The following is a 16,235-nucleotide window of genomic DNA, read 5'->3' as shown; positions in this document are numbered from 1 at the left end:
CAGTATCTAAGTTATAATTATATTATTATAATTTACTCAATTTTAGAGAGTTTTGTTTATGTCTACTGCCATTGGTCGTCGTTTACCTTTGTTATTACTTGTTGGAATGTTAATTGCCTTAGTGGTTTATTTACAATGGCCTGAACAGACGACTAACAAAGAAAAATATCAACGGGTGGTCTCGGTAAAAACCGCTAAAATCGAGTCAGTTGATTTTAGTGATTCTGTTGAGGCCATTGGTACGTCACGGGCGAATGAGCAGGTGTACATCACCAGTAAATATTCAGATGTCGTTGTTGAGGTTTTATTTCAAGATGGTGATACGGTTAAAAAAGATGACATTTTAGTACGTCTAAATAGTCAAGAAGAAGCGGCTAAAGTTAAAGAACTTCAGGCTAATCTTGCCGAGTCAGTGGCGCAACTCAATCGTTTTCAAGGTTTGTATAAACTAAAAGCTACCGCTAAGTCGTTGGTTGATCAACAAGAAGCTAAAACTAAGGCTATTTCAGCACAACTGCTAAGTGCAAGAATAAAGCTGGCTGAACTTACCATTACAGCGCCATTTTCAGGTGTCTTAGGCTTTCGTGAAATTAGTCTCGGTGCTTTAATTAATGTTGGAGATATCATTACTAGTTTAGATGACCTGAGCATTATTAAAGTTGATTTTTCAATTCCAGAGCGTTACTTAACTACCGTAGCGATTGGTCAACGCATAGAAGCGAGTAATATAGCGTATAAAGACAAAGTATTTATTGGCAAAGTCACCTCGATAGACTCGCGCATCGACAGTGTTACACGCACCTTAAAAGTACGTGCAAAAATTAACAATGCTAATAATCAGTTACGTGCAGGCATGTTGTTAAATTTGCAGGTGATACGAAAAGTTGAGCAAATATTACAGATACCAGAAAGTGCGATTATTCCGATTGAAGACCAGCATTTTGTTTTTGTTGTCGAAGCGGATAAGGCTATTAAGAAAGCATTAGATATTGGTCGTCGTTATCGTGGTTTTGTTGAGGTTACTGGTGGTCTAGAGGCGGGGACGGAAGTCGTTATTGAAGGCGCCTTAAAATTACGCGATGGTACTAGTGTAAAGGCCATAGGGAATAAATCGTGATTTTATCTGACCTGTCAGTTAAGCGCCCTGTATTTGCAACTGTAATAAATTTACTGTTGATCACTTTTGGACTGGTCGCTTTTTTAACCCTGCCCCTTCGAGAGTACCCTGATATTGACCCACCGGTAGTGAGTATTAATACCACCTACCCTGGGGCGTCTGCTGCGATAGTTGAAAGTAAAATAACGCAAATACTGGAAGATAGAATTAGCGGCATTGAAGGGGTTAAATCCATCAACTCTTCTAGCCGTGTTGGCCGTTCTAATATTTCAATTGAATTTGAATTGGACCGTGATATTGACTCGGCAACCAACGATGTGCGGGACAGAATTTCACGTGCATTAAACAACTTACCTGAACAGGCTGAACCGCCTGAGGTCTCCAAGGCAAATGATGATGAAAGCTCCATTGTCTGGTTTGTTTTACAAAGCGAGGTGATGAGCACATTACAGCTAACTGATTACGCAGAGCGTTATATTGTTGACAGGTTTTCTGTGGTTGATGGCGTAGCACGTGTGCAAGTTGGTGGCGGTAGAACCTATGCCATGAATGTGGTGTTAAATCGCAAGGCAATGGCGGCTAGAGGCATCACTGTTAATGATATCGAACAAACCTTGCGTGCTGAAAATGTTGAATTACCGGCAGGACAAGTCGAATCAATCGACCGAGATTTTTCGATTCGTGTTGAACGCAGTTATCTAACCGAGGATGACTTTGCCACTATGGTGGTGGCGCGCAATAATAATAAGTCTTTGGTCTACCTGGGTGATGTGGCTAAAATTGCCTTGGCGGCGGAAGATGAAGAAAACATGTTTCGTGGCAATGGCAAAAATATGGTGGGTTTGGGCATTATTAAACAGTCAAAAGCCAATACCCTCGAAGTAGTCAAAGCAGCTCGAAAAGAGATGATGTCGATCCGTGTTGGCTTGCCAATAGGTACAACGATCACCAATAGTTATGACTCATCAGTGTTTATTCAAGGCTCAATTGACGAAGTGTATAGCACACTGGGTATTGCCATGATCATGGTGGTATTGGTTATCTTTATATTTTTGGGTAATATTAGAGCAACACTTATTCCTGCGGTTACTGTGCCTGTAGCATTAATTGGCTCTATGATGGTGCTATCGTGGTTTGGTTTTTCAATCAACTTGTTGACCCTACTGGCCATGGTACTAGCCATCGGCTTGGTGGTAGATGATGCCATCGTGGTGCTGGAAAATATTTACCGCCGTATTGAGCGTGGGCAAAGCCCATTGTTAGCCGCATACGAAGGGGGGCGAGAAGTAGCGTTTGCCGTTATTGCCACCACGTTAGTACTGGTCGCCGTGTTTGTGCCATTAATCTTTTTATCAGGTAACGTTGGGCGATTATTCACCGAGTTTGCCATTGCGATTGCTTCAGCAGTAATTTTCTCAAGTTTAACCGCATTATCGTTAACGCCAATGATGTGTTCTAAAATGTTAAAGCATAAGGAACGTAGCTCATCGTTTGGTCAAAAGTTAGATCGAGGCTTTGCTAAATTTGAAGCCGCTTATGGGCGTGGGTTAAAAGCCAGTATTCATCAGCCTTTGATGATATGTATTGTTATCATTTTGTCGCTATTTGCGGTGTACAGTTTATTCAATCAATTACCTTCAGAGTACACACCAAAAGAAGATCGTGGCAATTTCTTCGTTATGATGCGTGGTGCTGAAGGGGCAAGTTATGAAAACAATGTTAAAAATATGCAGCAAATAGAAGCACAATTACTGGCGCATCAACAAAGCGGAGAGCTCGACCGAGTGCTTGTGCGCGTGCCAGGCTTTGGTGGTGCAGGTGGTATTGCTATTGTTGGTATGCCCGCTTGGAAAGATCGCATTACCGGAACCTTTGAATTTATTAATAAAATAAATGGCGAACTTGCTAAAGTAACCGATGTTAGAGCGTTCGCTATGATGCGCCGAGGCTTAAGTGGCGGCGGGTCTTCATCCCCCGTTGAGTTTGTCTTGCAAGGTAACACCTATGAAGAGTTAGCAAAGTGGCGTGATATTATTATTGCTAAAGCGCAAGAAAACCCCAATCTGCACAGTATTGATAGTGACTACAAAGAAACCTATCCACAATTGTTGGTTAATATTGATCACAACAGAGCCTTCGACTTAGGCGTGTCGGTTGGCGATATTGGCCGTACACTTGAAACGATGTTGGGTCAACGCCGCGTGACTAACTTTGTTGAGCGCGGTGAAGAGTATTATGTGATTGTTAAAGGTGAGAAAAATGATTTTTCAAACCCTAAAGACATTGATAATATTTTTGTTCGCTCCACGGTCAGTAATAAATTGGTGCCCTTGTCGAACTTGATCACGATTGAAGAGAGTGCTACATCATCGCGACTCAATCGTTTTAATCGCCTGCGCAGTGTCACTATTAGCGCCAACTTAGCCACAGGCTATGCCTTGGGTGATGCCTTAGCATTTTTAAATACCGCAGTTGCTGAACACTTGCCTGAAGAAGCGCAAGTAGCCTACAAAGGCCAGTCGCAATTATTACAAGAATCAGGTAACTCTATCGCCTTTATTTTTGTTTTGGCCTTAGTGATAACTTACCTAGTATTGTCGGCCCAATTTGAGAGCTTTATTCATCCTTTTGTCATTATGTTAACTGTGCCATTAGCCTTAGTTGGCGCTTTAGCTGGCCTAAAACTGATGGGTATGAGCCTAAATATATACAGTCAAATTGGTATTGTGATGTTAATTGGATTAGCGGCAAAAAATGGTATTTTAATTGTTGAATTTGCTAACCAGTTACGTGACAAAGGCATTGCTTTTGAAGAAGCATTGATCACTGCCGCCACCCAACGCTTAAGGCCTATTGTGATGACCACATTCACTACAGTCACCAGTGCTATCCCATTAGTGCTAGCGGTCGGACCTGGCGCTGAAAGTAGAATGGTGATTGGTGTGGTGATCTTTGCGGGTGTATCATTGGCCAGTATTTTCACTTTATTTGTTGTACCTGGGGCTTATTATTGGCTGTGCCGCAATACAGGCTCCCCGCAAGTTATCACTAAAGAAATTGAAAAGCAGCAAGCTCAAGCGCTTATAGATAAAGTATAGTTAAATAGTGGCAGCTGTAAAAAAGTCTATATAGCGTTGTTATACCAGTTCCATTAAGTTTGTGATCTTGTTGTGCGCAGGAAAAATAACTCAAGGTAAGGCGCTCGATTGAGCAATAGCTGGCTATTGGGAGTGAGAGCAACACAGCCTTGAGCTATTTTAACTAGTACAAGTGAGCAATAACTTAATGGGATTGGTATTATATGGACTTTTTACATTTAAGGTCGATTTACCTATTTTAAGCTTAATTGCCCTAACTCATGCTTTAAATTTATTATTACTATTTTTGTATAAAAACCAGACGTCTTGATTAAAAACTATACTTGGGATATAAATAGGGAAAATAATAATAATAAATTTGGGAAATATTGATGTTTAAGGTTAATAAAAAACTTTGGTCTTTTAATTTTGGTTGCCTCATTGCGGGTTCATTAGTGTGGTTGGTTCAGCTTGGTAACTTGGTGCCAGTACCGAGCATACTTCACCCCCATACTGATTTTATGCTTGATTATTACCCGGGTGCAGTTACGGCTATCACCGCTAGTATGGTGAGTCTACTGTTGCTGTTTTTGATGCATAAAGGCTTTAAATTATGTGCCAGTGAACATACTTTTTGGCTATTATTACCAACAGTGTGCTTTATTAGTTTAACCTTGTTGATGGGTCAGTTTATGTTTTCAGCCGTTATGTTTGCCGCGATGCCAATATTATCTATCTTAGTGTTTAGTGCTATTATTTTTAGACTAAAAAATCGCAAACTGGTCGTTATCTAAACTGAGCTAAGAACAATCAGTGATGTGTATGTGATAAGTATGCAGAGCTAAGCACTAAGTATTTAGAACTAAGCACTAAGTATTTAGAACTAAGCACTAAGTATTTAGAACTAAGCAATTAGAGATTAAATGTATTAATAAAGGGCAGTTTATCTGCCCTTTATTATGTTAAAAATTAGCGCTTATATGAGTGCGCTACTTGGGACACTGGTTGGGCTAATGTGTTCGATAGGGTAACAACCTAGAATTTTAATGAAATTTGTCTGTTCAGTGATTTGACTAATCGCCTCTTGTAAAGCTAAGTGCTTCAAATTGGCTTCTACATCGACATAAAACATTTCTTCCCAAGGTCGCCCTTGAATAGGACGAGATTCAAGTTTGCACATGTTAATGCCTTTGTTTTTCAGTACAAGTAGGCACTCGACTAATGCACCAGGCTTTTGGCCAGTGGCAATAATTAAGGTGGTTTTTGCTGGAATTTGTTCAGCAACCTCAATGGGTTTACGTGCCACTAGAATGAAACGACTATGGTTTTCAATTTGGTTAGCTATTTGTTTTTCCAAAGCCTGAAGTTGGTATAAGTTACCGCCTTCTTCGCTACCAATAACCGCCACACTGTCGTCTTGCAATTCATAGACTTTGGCCATGGCATCAGCGGTACTTTCACAGTATTCAATGCGAATATCATTTTGTTTATCTAAAAAGTTACTACATTGTGCAAATGGCTGACCATGGGCATAAATGGTGTTGATTTTATTCAGTTTGGTATTTACTGCGGTCAGTAGGCAGTGCTCAATAGGTTGGGTTATTTCGCCAACAATCGATAAATTGGTATGTTGTAGAACGTCATAAACTTCATTAATACTGCCTGAACTGGTGTTCTCAATTGGCAACATGCCATAGTCAACCGAGCCAGATTCAACTTGCTGCATAATCTCAGCAAAACTTTGGCAACCACTTTCAATAATTTTTGCTGCACGGCGAGAAAAATAACGGTGGCTTGCTAAGTAACTGTAAGAACCTTTATCACCAAGAAAAGCAACACTGACGGCCGGCTCTTGTATATTTGGGTTGGCTAAGGTTTGCAGGTAAGCTTGCTGATTAAGCACTGAATCTTCAATAATGGTTTGAAATACGCTGGTCACGTAATGTGCATCTAAACCTAGTTTTTTGCCTTGGGTGATCAAGCGGATCAGTAACTCTTGTTCGCGCTGTTGGTCTCGTACTGGACGAATGAGATGAGCTTTGCTTTTTGCAACATTTAAAGTAAGGGCGCGGCGTTCAGCAAATAATGTCAGTAGTTGCTGATCGAGTTGGGTAATTTTTTCACGTATTTTATTTAAATCTAATGCTTCGTTCACCGCGTTTTCCTATTAGGTAGTTATGAGTTTATTCGCTTTTATTATCATATTTTGCGAGTTATTTATAATTATTAATCAACTTGGTATTACTTGTTGCGACCACTAAAACTAAAAAACCTCCATTAGGAGGTTTTTTAGTGCATGCCAAAACCTAAAGCGCGCTCAGTGAACTGAGAGAAAGAAAGTGTTAAAAAAAAAGGCTAGTTTTGTCATTTGCATAGCTTTACTTTAGCCACCATCACAGCAGAGTACAACCGTTTCTTTATGCCTATTTTTGTCTAAAGGCATAAAAAAGGCTTATAAGCGATATTTTAGACGAATACACCGCTAATAGCTTAAAACTAATAACGATATATCTGTCACTTAAATACATTGATAGATAATAGTGAAAGAACTTATGATGCCAACACCCCATATTAATGAACGCATAACGCCAATATTTATTAAGTAGGCAATATTGTAAAGCACTCTGGCAACAATATGGGTAATAGCGAGTTGCTCGATAAAAACGCCAGTGTTTTGTGTTGCGATGGCTAACAAAACGGCGGGAGCAAAAATAAGCAGTGATTCAAAGGCATTTTGATGTGCGGCGAAAGCTCTAGCGCCAAAGCCGGTTAGCTTTGCTTGTTGAGCACGAGGGTGATTGTTGTTGTAACCGCCCATTTTATGCATGGCAATAGCAACCGGAATTTTGGCAATAAATGGTAATAGGGCGGCGATAAATAAACAAATGATTAAGGTGGTCATTATTGTTCCTTAGTATGTTGATGGTTTATGTTGCTTCGCTAGTAACTGAGTAACTGAGTAACTGAGTTTAGTAACTGAGTAAAGTCAGTGTGTACTTGCTTGGGCCTGGCAAAAAGCTAGATGCTTGACCTTTTATCCAACTCTCATGTCCTAAACCATAATATGGGCTCCAAGGATGACCTGATTGACTGGTGGGCATATGAAAAATGCCGCTTTCTTCGTGTCCAGGAGAGACAACCATGCGCTGCGACGCACCAAATGCTTGTCCTTGTACTCTTGGCATGTAGCTATCACCGGGTAATTCTACTTCAGGCATATCAAGCCATTGGCCAATAAATGGCACAGCACGGCTTAATGGGTGCTGAATTTTGCTGATGTTTTGTTTACCCCAAGTGGCGTTTGCCAGCGAGGTTGACTCGGTCATTTGGTTGAGTGTTTTCTCAAGGCTTACTTCAAATAAGGCCGACCAACTTGCCTGACCACGCCAGAGAAAGTTTTCAGGTTGTTGATTCACCAATTGCCATAATGGCGTTTCTATTTGATGACGTATGGTATGAAAACTGTAATCTTCATCGAGCTTGGTCATGTTTTCATTGAAAATTTCAAACACTTGCTCTCTGATAGTTAAGCGAAAATTTCTGATCAGGCGATAGGCAACAGAGTCTGTGCTAGCTGATAAATGTTTCACATTGATAATGTTTTTTACTTCATGCCAGTCTTGATGCTTAGCCAACATGGTATCAGTGAGTACTTCAGACAAAATAAACTCTTGCCAACGTAATAAAAATTTGGCGCTGTCATCAAGGGCAATATTGAGCAAGTCTTGTTCATCAAACGATGCTTTAGCCTCAAGGTTTTGTTTTATTTGCGAAGACCTTGCACCGATGGCATAGCCGCCATTACCGATTTTTTTCAACATGTCTGCACCAATAACCCGTGAATTTGCCGTCCATAAGCGCGAATTTTTTGGGTTGATAACTTTCGGGTAATCTTCAGCTGGCAAAAGCCCTAACCATTTATTGTTGCCATTGGCCCAAGATGTTGGTGTTTCACCAAACTTTGCGCTGCGTTGTGGGATTGGTCCCATGATGGTCCAGCCAATATTACCTTGTTTATCACCCACCATTAAGTTTTGCGCAGGTAAGCCAGCACGAGCAGCAATAGCGAAGGCCTGCGCTACATTGGTAGCGGTTTCAAACTCAACAATGGCCATGTTAACCGCACTTTTGTCGTGAGCAACCCAACGATATGCAAGTAAATCACCTTGAGCATTTTCACCGATAACAGGTCCCCAAATGGTATCAGTTACCGTTATGTCGACCGCTTCTTGATCTTTTACCGCGATAATTTGTTTACGTTTGATAAAGTGCTGATAGCCATCGGGTGTTAAATATTGGCTTTTATCGGCATTGGTTTCAAGAATAATCACATCGCTCCAGTCGCCATAACTGTTAGTAAAGCCCCAAGCAATATGACCGTTGCTGCCAATAATAATGTTAGGTGTGCCAGGTAATGTCGCGCCGGTGACTTTTACAGCGGTATTATCGACACTTTGATATTCAAAAGAGGCTCTAAACCAAGTGTTTGGTACCCGAATTCCCAAATGCATATCGTTGGCAACCATAGCGCTGCCGGTAGAACTTATATTACCGCCAATAGCCCAGTTGTTTGAGCCGGGGAATTCTTCATTTAAAGTTGATTTTTCTCTGGCAAGTGGTGAGGGAATCGCGTCAGATACGAGCGGGTCTAGTGCTTGATGCTTTAGCAAAGCCGCCATACCTCCACTTGAGGCAGAAGGCCAAGCTGCTTTTGGTAATGGCGATGCAGGAAACTCAGTGCCATCTATGGCAGCATCCCAACGACTGCCTTTAGGGTTAAGAAATGCATAGACCTCAGCGCTTAATAGTGAGTGCATTAGGCCTAGGGTTCGTTCGCGCTTTCCGTCTTGATACTGTAAGTCGATATACATACTGAGTACGGTTAAAATAGTATCTTCTTCTTGCCATTCGACCGGTGCTTGGCGTAGCAGTAAATATTCAAAAGGTGGCGCTTTAAGGTATTTTAAGCCTTGATTGACGCCGCGTGTGTAGGCTTTTATCAACGCTAAGTCTGCGGCTGATAATTGTGACACTATGCGGGTAGCGCGTTCACGAAAACGATGGCGGCGAATTTCACTGTCATAGGCTATCGCCGCGTCGCCAAATAGACTGGCAAGCTCACCAGCTGAGTTTCGGCGTAATAAGTCCATTTGAAAAAAGCGTTCTTGAGCATGAACAAAGCCGGTGGCGATGGCGATATCTAAGCGATTATCTGCTTTGATGGTGACAATGCCTTGCTGATCTCGTTCTACGATGGCGCTGGCAGATAAGCCATAGAGTGTTTGCTTACCGTCTAATTGTGGTAAGGCACTGTCGATTTGACTGTATATCCAAGTACTCAAAGTCGCTATAACTAAGAAGAGAATAAATAGTATGCCGATCAGCGTATTTTTTAAATGTTTCATTAGGCTTAGCAAAGTAAACAATTTCGATAGCGTAGAGTACCTTAAAACCAATGAAGTTTGAATCTTGATGATTCGATAAATTTATCTTAACCATTGATTACACTTTACATACATATCCACTGGGTAAAATTTGATGGTTGTCTGAAATTGCCTTGCTGGTTTTATTTGATGTTACACTTATCCTATTGGTATTAAGATGGTTCACCAACAAAAGAGCTAATATGATGTTAGAGAGCAGATTAAAATGACCCATCACGCAAATAACAATTTTGCCATCATAGTATTGGCAGCAGGTCAGTCGTCTCGTTTAGGTCATATGAAGCAATTAATTAATATCAACAAACAAAGCTTAGTTGAATGGCAATTAGCGCAAGCTTTAAAGGTGACAAGTCAGGTGTATTGCGTTTTAGGTTTTAATGCTAGCCAAGTTCAAGCGCGCATTGATCATTTACCTATCAAGACTATTATTAATAGCAAGTTCTCAGACGGCATGGCGTCATCAATTGCTGTTGGTGTTGCAGGGTTAGCTCCGGATATAAAGGCGGTTATGATCGTATTAGTTGACCAATGGCAGTTAACCTCAGCTGATTTGATTCGTCATCAAGGTTATTGGCAAGCTAATCCTCATGCTATTGTTGTTGCACAAGACTTAACGATAGTAGCGTCAAGCGCAAAAGAAAAAATTGGCCCGCCGGTGATATTTTCTCAAGACTATTTTACAAAGTTAACCCAGTTAACAGGTCAGCAAGGGGCAAAGCCGTTGCTAGCACAGTACCAAAGTAAGTTATTAAAAGTACCACTCGCGCATGCGTTTATTGATATAGATACACCAGAGCAATTAAGATACATGGTTCAAAAGCTTGGCATTAATGCACAACATCACTAGCTAAAGCTTTAACTAACACTATGCTAGCTTAAGCTAGGCTAACCAAAGCAAGGTTTAACAAACTAAAGGAAATGATTTTATGATTACCTTAACGGTCAATGGTAAAGAACATCAATTTAATGATGATGGCGATATGCCATTGTTATGGGCATTAAGAGACATTTTAAAATACACCGGTACCAAATATGGTTGTGGTAAAGGCTTATGTGGCGCTTGTACGGTCCATGTTGATGGTCAACCTGTTCGCTCATGTGTTATGCCAGTGTCAGCTATTGCGCAGAAAAAAATCACCACTATTGAAGGGCTTTCCGAGCATGGAGGGCACCCAGTTCAACAAGCGTGGCAAGAATTAAATGTGCCACAGTGCGGTTATTGTCAGTCAGGCCAAATGATGTCGGCGGTGGCATTGTTAGACCGCAAACCTAAACCAAACGATGAAGATATTGAGCTCGCCATGAGTGGTAATATTTGTCGTTGTGGTACTTATCAACGCATCAAACAAGCGATTCACCTCGCCGCTGATTTGGCCACTGAAGTACAAGGAAGCTGATCATGAAACACATTGAAAATGTTAGCCGTCGTGGCTTTTTAAAAACACTCGGTATCAGTTCTACGGCGTTGGTACTTGGGGTGCAATTACCGTCAATGCTTACCATACCAAAAGCGTTGGCAGGCGTTATAGCCGCTGATAAATTTTCACCTAATGTTTATGTCCAAATAGGCAGCGACAATATGGTCAGCATTGTGGTGCATAGATCAGAAATGGGCCAAGGGATTAAAACCAGTATTCCGATGATTGTTGCCGACGAACTTGGTGCTGATTGGCAAAAAATCACTGTTGTACAAGGCTTAGGTGATAAAAAATATGGTAGCCAAAACACCGATGGCTCACGCTCGGTAAGACGCTTTTATCAGCCACTGCGAGAAGCTGGCGCTGCGGCGCGTATGATGCTGCAACAGGCGGCAGCCAAGCAATGGCAAGTAGATGTGAGTCAAACATCAGCGGTAAATAACACCATAGTGCATGAACAAACCGGTCGAACATTATCTTTTGGTAGCTTAGTTGCCATAGCGAGCACGCTAGCATTGCCAGCACAATCTGCCTTGATATTAAAAGATAAGAAAGACTTTACGCTTATCGGTAAATCGGATGTGGCTTTAGTTGATGGTGAAAAGATCGCGATAGGCGCTACTACTTACGGTTTTGATGTTGAATTAGACCAGATGCAATATGCTGTTATTGCTAGGCCACCGGTACTGGGGGCAAAAGTTAAATCATTTAATAGCGATGCTGCAAAGGCGATTGCTGGTGTTATAGATGTCGTGCAATTGCCTGACCTAGAAGAACCCGCGGTATTTAAACCTTTAGGTGGTGTGGCGGTTATCGCTAAAAATACTTGGGCGGCAATGAAAGGTCGAGAAGCACTAGCAATACAATGGCATGAAAGTACACATCAAAGTTACAACAGCGATGACTACAAAAAAGCATTAGCCAAAAGTTGTGATAACCCTGCCAAAGTGCTGCGCAGTAAAGGCGATGTGAGCAAAGCACTCGTGGATGCTAAACAAGTGATCACAGCGTCATATTATGTGCCAGAATTAATCCATGTGCCCATGGAGCCACCAGCGGCTGCCGCACATTTTCATGATGGTATTTTTGATATTTGGGCCTGCACCCAAACCCCACAGTCAGCACAAAGCACCGTTGCACAAATTACCGGTATTGCGCCAGAAAATGTCAATATTAATGTTACTTTGTTAGGTGGCGGCTTTGGTCGCAAATCTAAGCCCGACTTTATTGTTGAAGCAGCGATACTCTCTAAGCAGTTAAACGTGCCAATTAAAGTGATGTGGACTCGTGAAGACGAAATTCAAAATGGTTATTATCATGCGGTTAGTTATCAAAAGCTTGCGGCTGGTATTGATGAAGATGGCACAGTTACCGCGTGGCAACATCATGTGGCAGAGCCACCTATTGGCTCAACGTTCAGCCAAGGTGAAGACTTAATTGGCTCAGAAGCCGATTTAGGCTTAATTGATATGCCCTATGACATTGCTAATGTTAGTTGTGCCGCCGGCAAAGCGCCGGCGCATACCCGTATCGGTTGGATGCGTTCAGTGACTAATATCAACCATGTTTTCGCAGTAAGTTCATTTGTTGATGAGCTGGCCCAGGCAAAAGGTTTAGACAGCAAAGACAACCTAATCGCCATGCTGGGCGCAGATCGTAAAATTGATTTCTCAAAAGAGCAGGCTAAATATGGCAATTATGGTGAAACACTGGCTAAATTCCCTGTTGACACCGCGCGGATGAAAGCCGTAATAGAAAAAGCCAGTACTATGGCAAAGTGGGGCAGAAAGCTACCTAAAGGCCATGGCCTTGGTATTGCTATGCATCGAAGCTTTGTGAGTTATGTCGCTTGTATTGTTGAAGTATCAGAAAACAGTGATGGAAAAATTAAAGTTGATGATGTCTGGATGGCAGTAGATTGTGGTTTAGCGGTAAACCCTGAACGCATTCGCTCGCAAATGGAAGGCGCAGCTATTTTTGCTTTATCATTAACCTTTTTTAGTGAGCTAACTGCGAAAGATGGAGTGATTGAGCAAAATAATTTTGACAGTTATCAAGTTGCTCGAATTGCAGATACCCCAACCACACATGTGGAAATAATTGACAGTGACGCACCTCCAGGCGGTGTTGGTGAACCAGGTGTACCACCTATTGCCCCTGCTATTTGTAATGCTATTTTTAATGCCACCGGTAAACGTTATCGAGAATTACCATTAAAAAAATATGGCATAGTGTAAAAGCCCATAATTAGCTAGCTGCAGCTGTTTTAGGCTGCACTAGAAGCTAATGTAAACGGGTAAATTAGCCCTGAAAAAGCAGGCAATTATACTGCTTTTTTATTGAATGCTGTAAAATGGTAAACGAACTGATAAAATAGTCAAAATCGATATTCAATTGGTATTCTACCATAGGAAAATAGATGGCCTCATTACAAGACCAGTTGCTTAAAGCAGGTTTAACTACCAAGCAAAAAGCACGACAAGCAAATAGTGATAAACGCAAAACAGGCAAACAAAAACGCAGCGGTGTCAAGGTTGACACTAGTTTACAAGAGCAAGTTAAACAAGAGCTTGAACTGGCGAAAAAAGACAAGCTAGCCCGTGATATCGCCTTGAATAATGAAAAAAAACAATCCTTAGCAGCCAAAGAGCAACAGCTGAGGATTTTACAAATTCTGCAACATCACCAAGTGACCAATGTGAAAGGTGAAGCAGAATATAATTACACTTTCAATAGTAAAATTAAGAAGTTATTTGTTGATGCTGTCACCCATAAAGCCTTAGTTAATGGTCGTTTAGCTTTATGTGGTGTTGATGATACAACTTATATTGTTACCGCTGAAACGGCAGAAAAAGTAGCGAGTCTAGATAAAACAGTGATTTTAGTGCAAAACACTAAAGTGGCTGATGAAGTTATTGCTGAAGATGACCCTTACGCAGAATTTCAAATTCCTGATGATATGATGTGGTAATAAAATCATGTCATTATTTTAGTTTATTTACTTAACCGTGAGCACAAATCCTATTATGTTTTTAATTCGTTGGCCGATTGGCCGTTTAATTTTGTTATTAAACTTTATATTTTCTCCCAGTGCGCCAAAACGCTCGCCACAACTACAAAAAGAAGTGGATGCTAGTACGGCACATTTAAGTTTATATCAATTACCCGCTTGTCCATTTTGTGTGAAAACCCGTCGCGCTATCAAGCGATTAGGCTTAAATATTGAGTTACGCAATATAAACCAGCATGAGCAATATCGTGCAGAGTTGATCCAAGAAGGAGGTAAAAGAACCGTACCTTGTTTGAAAATTATCAATGCAGATCAATCAATTACTTGGATGTATGAATCAGGTGAGATTATTGACTATTTAGAGCAGTTTTCTCGTTAAGTAGTATTTTTAATTAAATATGACTTTTAGTTAAACATTTAGCTTTTATTAAGAATTTTTTCACCTCTTTATGGGTCTGTATATTACAAGTTAATCCGATGGCTATAATTAGATCGATTAGAGGTGAAAATGTTAATTAACACGAAAAAAAACCATCAACTGTCTGAACAGCAAGTAACAGACGAGTCAGTTTATTATGGTCGCCGTGAGCTGTTAAAAAAGCTGGGTTACCTAGGTGCGGGTAGTTTATTAGCACAATCTGCCAGCACCAACGCTGGCGCACTAGATTTTTTCAGTAGTAAAGAAGAAGTGCTGTTTCAGCGTCAAGCCTTAAAATTTACGCCAGCAGGCGAATCTTCACAAATATTAACCCCTGAAGCTAAAATTTCCAGCCATAATAATTTTTATGAATTTGGTACCGGTAAGAGCGACCCAGTTGAAAATGCGCAAGGCTTTAAAGTTAATCCTTGGCAGCTCAGTATTTCTGGTGCGGTCGATAAACCTTATACCCTAGGTTACGATGACTTATTTAAACGCTTTCCCTTAGAAGAGCGTATTTATCGCTTACGCTGTGTTGAAGCATGGTCTATGGTTATTCCGTGGGTAGGTTTTGGCTTAGCAGCGTTAATTAAAAAAGCTGCACCTAATTCACGAGCAAAATATGTCGCCTTTGAGACTTTATATGATCCAGAGCAGATGCCAGAACAAAACAGTCGACTTGGTGGTGGCGTTGAATACCCTTACGTAGAAGGTTTACGCATTGATGAAGCGATGAATCCCCTAACGTTTATGAGCGTAGGTTTATACGGTAAAACCCTACCCGCGCAAAATGGTGCGCCGATTCGATTAGTTGTACCGTGGAAGTATGGTTTTAAAAGTATCAAATCAATTGTTGGCATAAAATTAGTTGAAGATAAACCACCTACCACATGGAATAGACTTGCTGACAGTGAATACGGTTTTTACGCCAATGTTAATCCAGCTGTGGACCATCCACGTTGGAGTCAGGCAAGTGAAAGGCGCATAACCACTGGCGGTTTATTTGCCCGTAATCGTATTGCTACTTTGCCATTTAATGGCTATGGCGAAGAAGTTGCTCACCTGTATAAAAATATGGATTTAAGGAAAAACTATTAGTGCAAACCAGTGCAACTTCGTTGAGTAAAGGGTCTTTCAAGGCATTATTTTTACGCTATAGAGTTATGTTACTTAAAATTACGATTCACTTGTTGGCTTTTTTACCGTTATTTACACTGTACTTTTTAGCCTTTACCGAGCAGCTTGGTGCAGACCCGGTCGAAGAGGTTATTCACTTCACCGGCATTGGCGCTTTTAATTTATTACTGATTTCCCTGCTGATCACACCGGTGGCGAAAAAATATCGTCAAGGCTACTTAGTACAAACTAGGCGACTACTTGGTTTGTATAGCTTTACCTATGCGGTATTTCATTTGTTGAATTTTTTAGCTTTTGAAGTGCAGTTTGACCTTAACCTTTTTTTTGATGAAATTATTGACAGACCTTACATTACGGTGGGAATGGTGGCGTTAATCATACTTTTTTCTTTAGCGCTAACCTCAATAACCGCACTAAGACGCAAGATGGGTAAAAACTGGCAAAAGTTACACAACGGGGTTTATCTCGCGGTATTATTGATTGCATTGCACTTTTTTTGGTCAGTGAAATCTGACATTGTTGAACCTATGATATATTTCACTATGGCAATATTTCTATTAATTTTACGTAAAGATAAAATTAAGCGCTGGTTTAAATAATGGTTATCGACTTTT

The 16,235-nt window shown here is 40.8% G+C and carries 13 protein-coding genes; 10 read left to right on the top strand and 3 right to left on the bottom strand.

Translation table 11 applies throughout. The annotated features are described in order from the left end of the window. Positions 1-58 precede the first annotated feature (58 nt). The 3 genes from ESZ39_RS06940 to ESZ39_RS06930 all read left to right on the top strand — a co-directional run bounded on the left by ESZ39_RS06940 (position 59) and on the right by ESZ39_RS06930 (position 4,988). Positions 59-1,117, top strand: a complete 1,059-nt coding sequence (locus ESZ39_RS06940) for an efflux RND transporter periplasmic adaptor subunit (protein WP_146879186.1) — start codon at positions 59-61, stop codon at positions 1,115-1,117. Further along, a complete protein-coding gene (locus ESZ39_RS06935; protein ID WP_146879185.1) occupies positions 1,114-4,215 on the top strand; it encodes an efflux RND transporter permease subunit in 3,102 nt (1,033 codons plus the stop codon). The genes ESZ39_RS06940 and ESZ39_RS06935 overlap by 4 nt, the downstream gene beginning before the upstream one ends. 371 nt (positions 4,216-4,586) lie before the next feature. Then, positions 4,587-4,988 (top strand): hypothetical protein, encoded by a 402-nt coding sequence (locus ESZ39_RS06930; RefSeq protein WP_146879184.1) that lies wholly within the window; start codon positions 4,587-4,589, stop codon positions 4,986-4,988. Positions 4,989-5,170: 182 nt separating this feature from the next. Here the strand turns inward: ESZ39_RS06930 and pheA are convergent, their stop codons facing one another. From pheA to ESZ39_RS06915, 3 genes are all read right to left on the bottom strand, one after another. Continuing rightward, on the bottom strand, positions 5,171-6,349 hold the full coding sequence (gene pheA / locus ESZ39_RS06925) for a prephenate dehydratase (RefSeq protein ID WP_146879183.1): 1,179 nt from the start codon (positions 6,347-6,349) through the stop codon (positions 5,171-5,173). Between the two features lie 363 nt (positions 6,350-6,712). Continuing rightward, on the bottom strand, positions 6,713-7,096 hold the full coding sequence (locus tag ESZ39_RS06920; RefSeq protein ID WP_146879182.1) for an MAPEG family protein: 384 nt from the start codon (positions 7,094-7,096) through the stop codon (positions 6,713-6,715). 67 nt (positions 7,097-7,163) lie between these two features. Beyond that, the gene (locus ESZ39_RS06915) at positions 7,164-9,599 is read right to left on the bottom strand and encodes a penicillin acylase family protein (RefSeq protein ID WP_146879181.1); all 2,436 of its coding nucleotides are present in this window, start codon (positions 9,597-9,599) and stop codon (positions 7,164-7,166) included. A gap of 244 nt (positions 9,600-9,843) precedes the next feature. Here ESZ39_RS06915 and ESZ39_RS06910 point away from each other — a divergent pair, with 244 nt between their 5' ends. From ESZ39_RS06910 to msrQ, 7 genes are all read left to right on the top strand, one after another. After that, a complete protein-coding gene (locus ESZ39_RS06910) occupies positions 9,844-10,485 on the top strand; it encodes an NTP transferase domain-containing protein (RefSeq protein WP_146879180.1) in 642 nt (213 codons plus the stop codon). Positions 10,486-10,564: 79 nt separating this feature from the next. Then, positions 10,565-11,035, top strand: coding sequence for a (2Fe-2S)-binding protein (locus ESZ39_RS06905; RefSeq protein WP_146879179.1), 471 nt, complete (start codon positions 10,565-10,567; stop codon positions 11,033-11,035). 2 nt (positions 11,036-11,037) lie between these two features. Next, positions 11,038-13,293 carry a xanthine dehydrogenase family protein molybdopterin-binding subunit gene (locus ESZ39_RS06900; RefSeq protein WP_146879178.1) on the top strand — a complete coding sequence of 752 codons (2,256 nt, stop codon included), beginning with the start codon at positions 11,038-11,040 and terminating at the stop codon, positions 13,291-13,293. Positions 13,294-13,475: 182 nt separating this feature from the next. Next, positions 13,476-14,027 carry a DUF2058 domain-containing protein gene (locus ESZ39_RS06895; protein ID WP_146879177.1) on the top strand — a complete coding sequence of 184 codons (552 nt, stop codon included), beginning with the start codon at positions 13,476-13,478 and terminating at the stop codon, positions 14,025-14,027. Positions 14,028-14,082: 55 nt separating this feature from the next. Then, the gene (locus ESZ39_RS06890) at positions 14,083-14,445 is read left to right on the top strand and encodes a glutaredoxin family protein (protein ID WP_146879176.1); all 363 of its coding nucleotides are present in this window, start codon (positions 14,083-14,085) and stop codon (positions 14,443-14,445) included. 129 nt (positions 14,446-14,574) lie between these two features. After that, a complete protein-coding gene (msrP, locus tag ESZ39_RS06885) occupies positions 14,575-15,582 on the top strand; it encodes a protein-methionine-sulfoxide reductase catalytic subunit MsrP (protein ID WP_146879175.1) in 1,008 nt (335 codons plus the stop codon). Further along, positions 15,582-16,220 (top strand): protein-methionine-sulfoxide reductase heme-binding subunit MsrQ, encoded by a 639-nt coding sequence (gene msrQ / locus ESZ39_RS06880; protein ID WP_223270278.1) that lies wholly within the window; start codon positions 15,582-15,584, stop codon positions 16,218-16,220. The genes msrP and msrQ overlap by 1 nt, the downstream gene beginning before the upstream one ends. The last annotated feature ends 15 nt before the right edge of the window (positions 16,221-16,235 follow it).

The sequence above is a fragment of the Colwellia sp. C1TZA3 genome (genome assembly GCF_007954265.1).
Classification (GTDB): domain Bacteria; phylum Pseudomonadota; class Gammaproteobacteria; order Enterobacterales; family Alteromonadaceae; genus Cognaticolwellia.
The sequence above is the reverse complement of the archived record's forward strand: the minus strand, read 5'-3'. Positions and strand labels throughout refer to the sequence as shown.

What these genes read in the sequence shown, in the direction of transcription:
- ESZ39_RS06940 (WP_146879186.1), top strand. Translation starts at nt 59, where the DNA reads ATGTCTACTGCCATTGGTCGTCGTTTACCTTTGTTATTACTTGTTGGA.
- ESZ39_RS06930 (WP_146879184.1), top strand. Translation starts at nt 4,587, where the DNA reads ATGTTTAAGGTTAATAAAAAACTTTGGTCTTTTAATTTTGGTTGCCTC.
- ESZ39_RS06920 (WP_146879182.1), bottom strand. Translation starts at nt 7,096, where the DNA reads ATGACCACCTTAATCATTTGTTTATTTATCGCCGCCCTATTACCATTT.
- ESZ39_RS06915 (WP_146879181.1), bottom strand. Translation starts at nt 9,599, where the DNA reads ATGAAACATTTAAAAAATACGCTGATCGGCATACTATTTATTCTCTTC.
- ESZ39_RS06910 (WP_146879180.1), top strand. Translation starts at nt 9,844, where the DNA reads ATGACCCATCACGCAAATAACAATTTTGCCATCATAGTATTGGCAGCA.
- ESZ39_RS06905 (WP_146879179.1), top strand. Translation starts at nt 10,565, where the DNA reads ATGATTACCTTAACGGTCAATGGTAAAGAACATCAATTTAATGATGAT.
- ESZ39_RS06900 (WP_146879178.1), top strand. Translation starts at nt 11,038, where the DNA reads ATGAAACACATTGAAAATGTTAGCCGTCGTGGCTTTTTAAAAACACTC.
- ESZ39_RS06895 (WP_146879177.1), top strand. Translation starts at nt 13,476, where the DNA reads ATGGCCTCATTACAAGACCAGTTGCTTAAAGCAGGTTTAACTACCAAG.
- ESZ39_RS06890 (WP_146879176.1), top strand. Translation starts at nt 14,083, where the DNA reads ATGTTTTTAATTCGTTGGCCGATTGGCCGTTTAATTTTGTTATTAAAC.
- msrP (WP_146879175.1), top strand. Translation starts at nt 14,575, where the DNA reads ATGTTAATTAACACGAAAAAAAACCATCAACTGTCTGAACAGCAAGTA.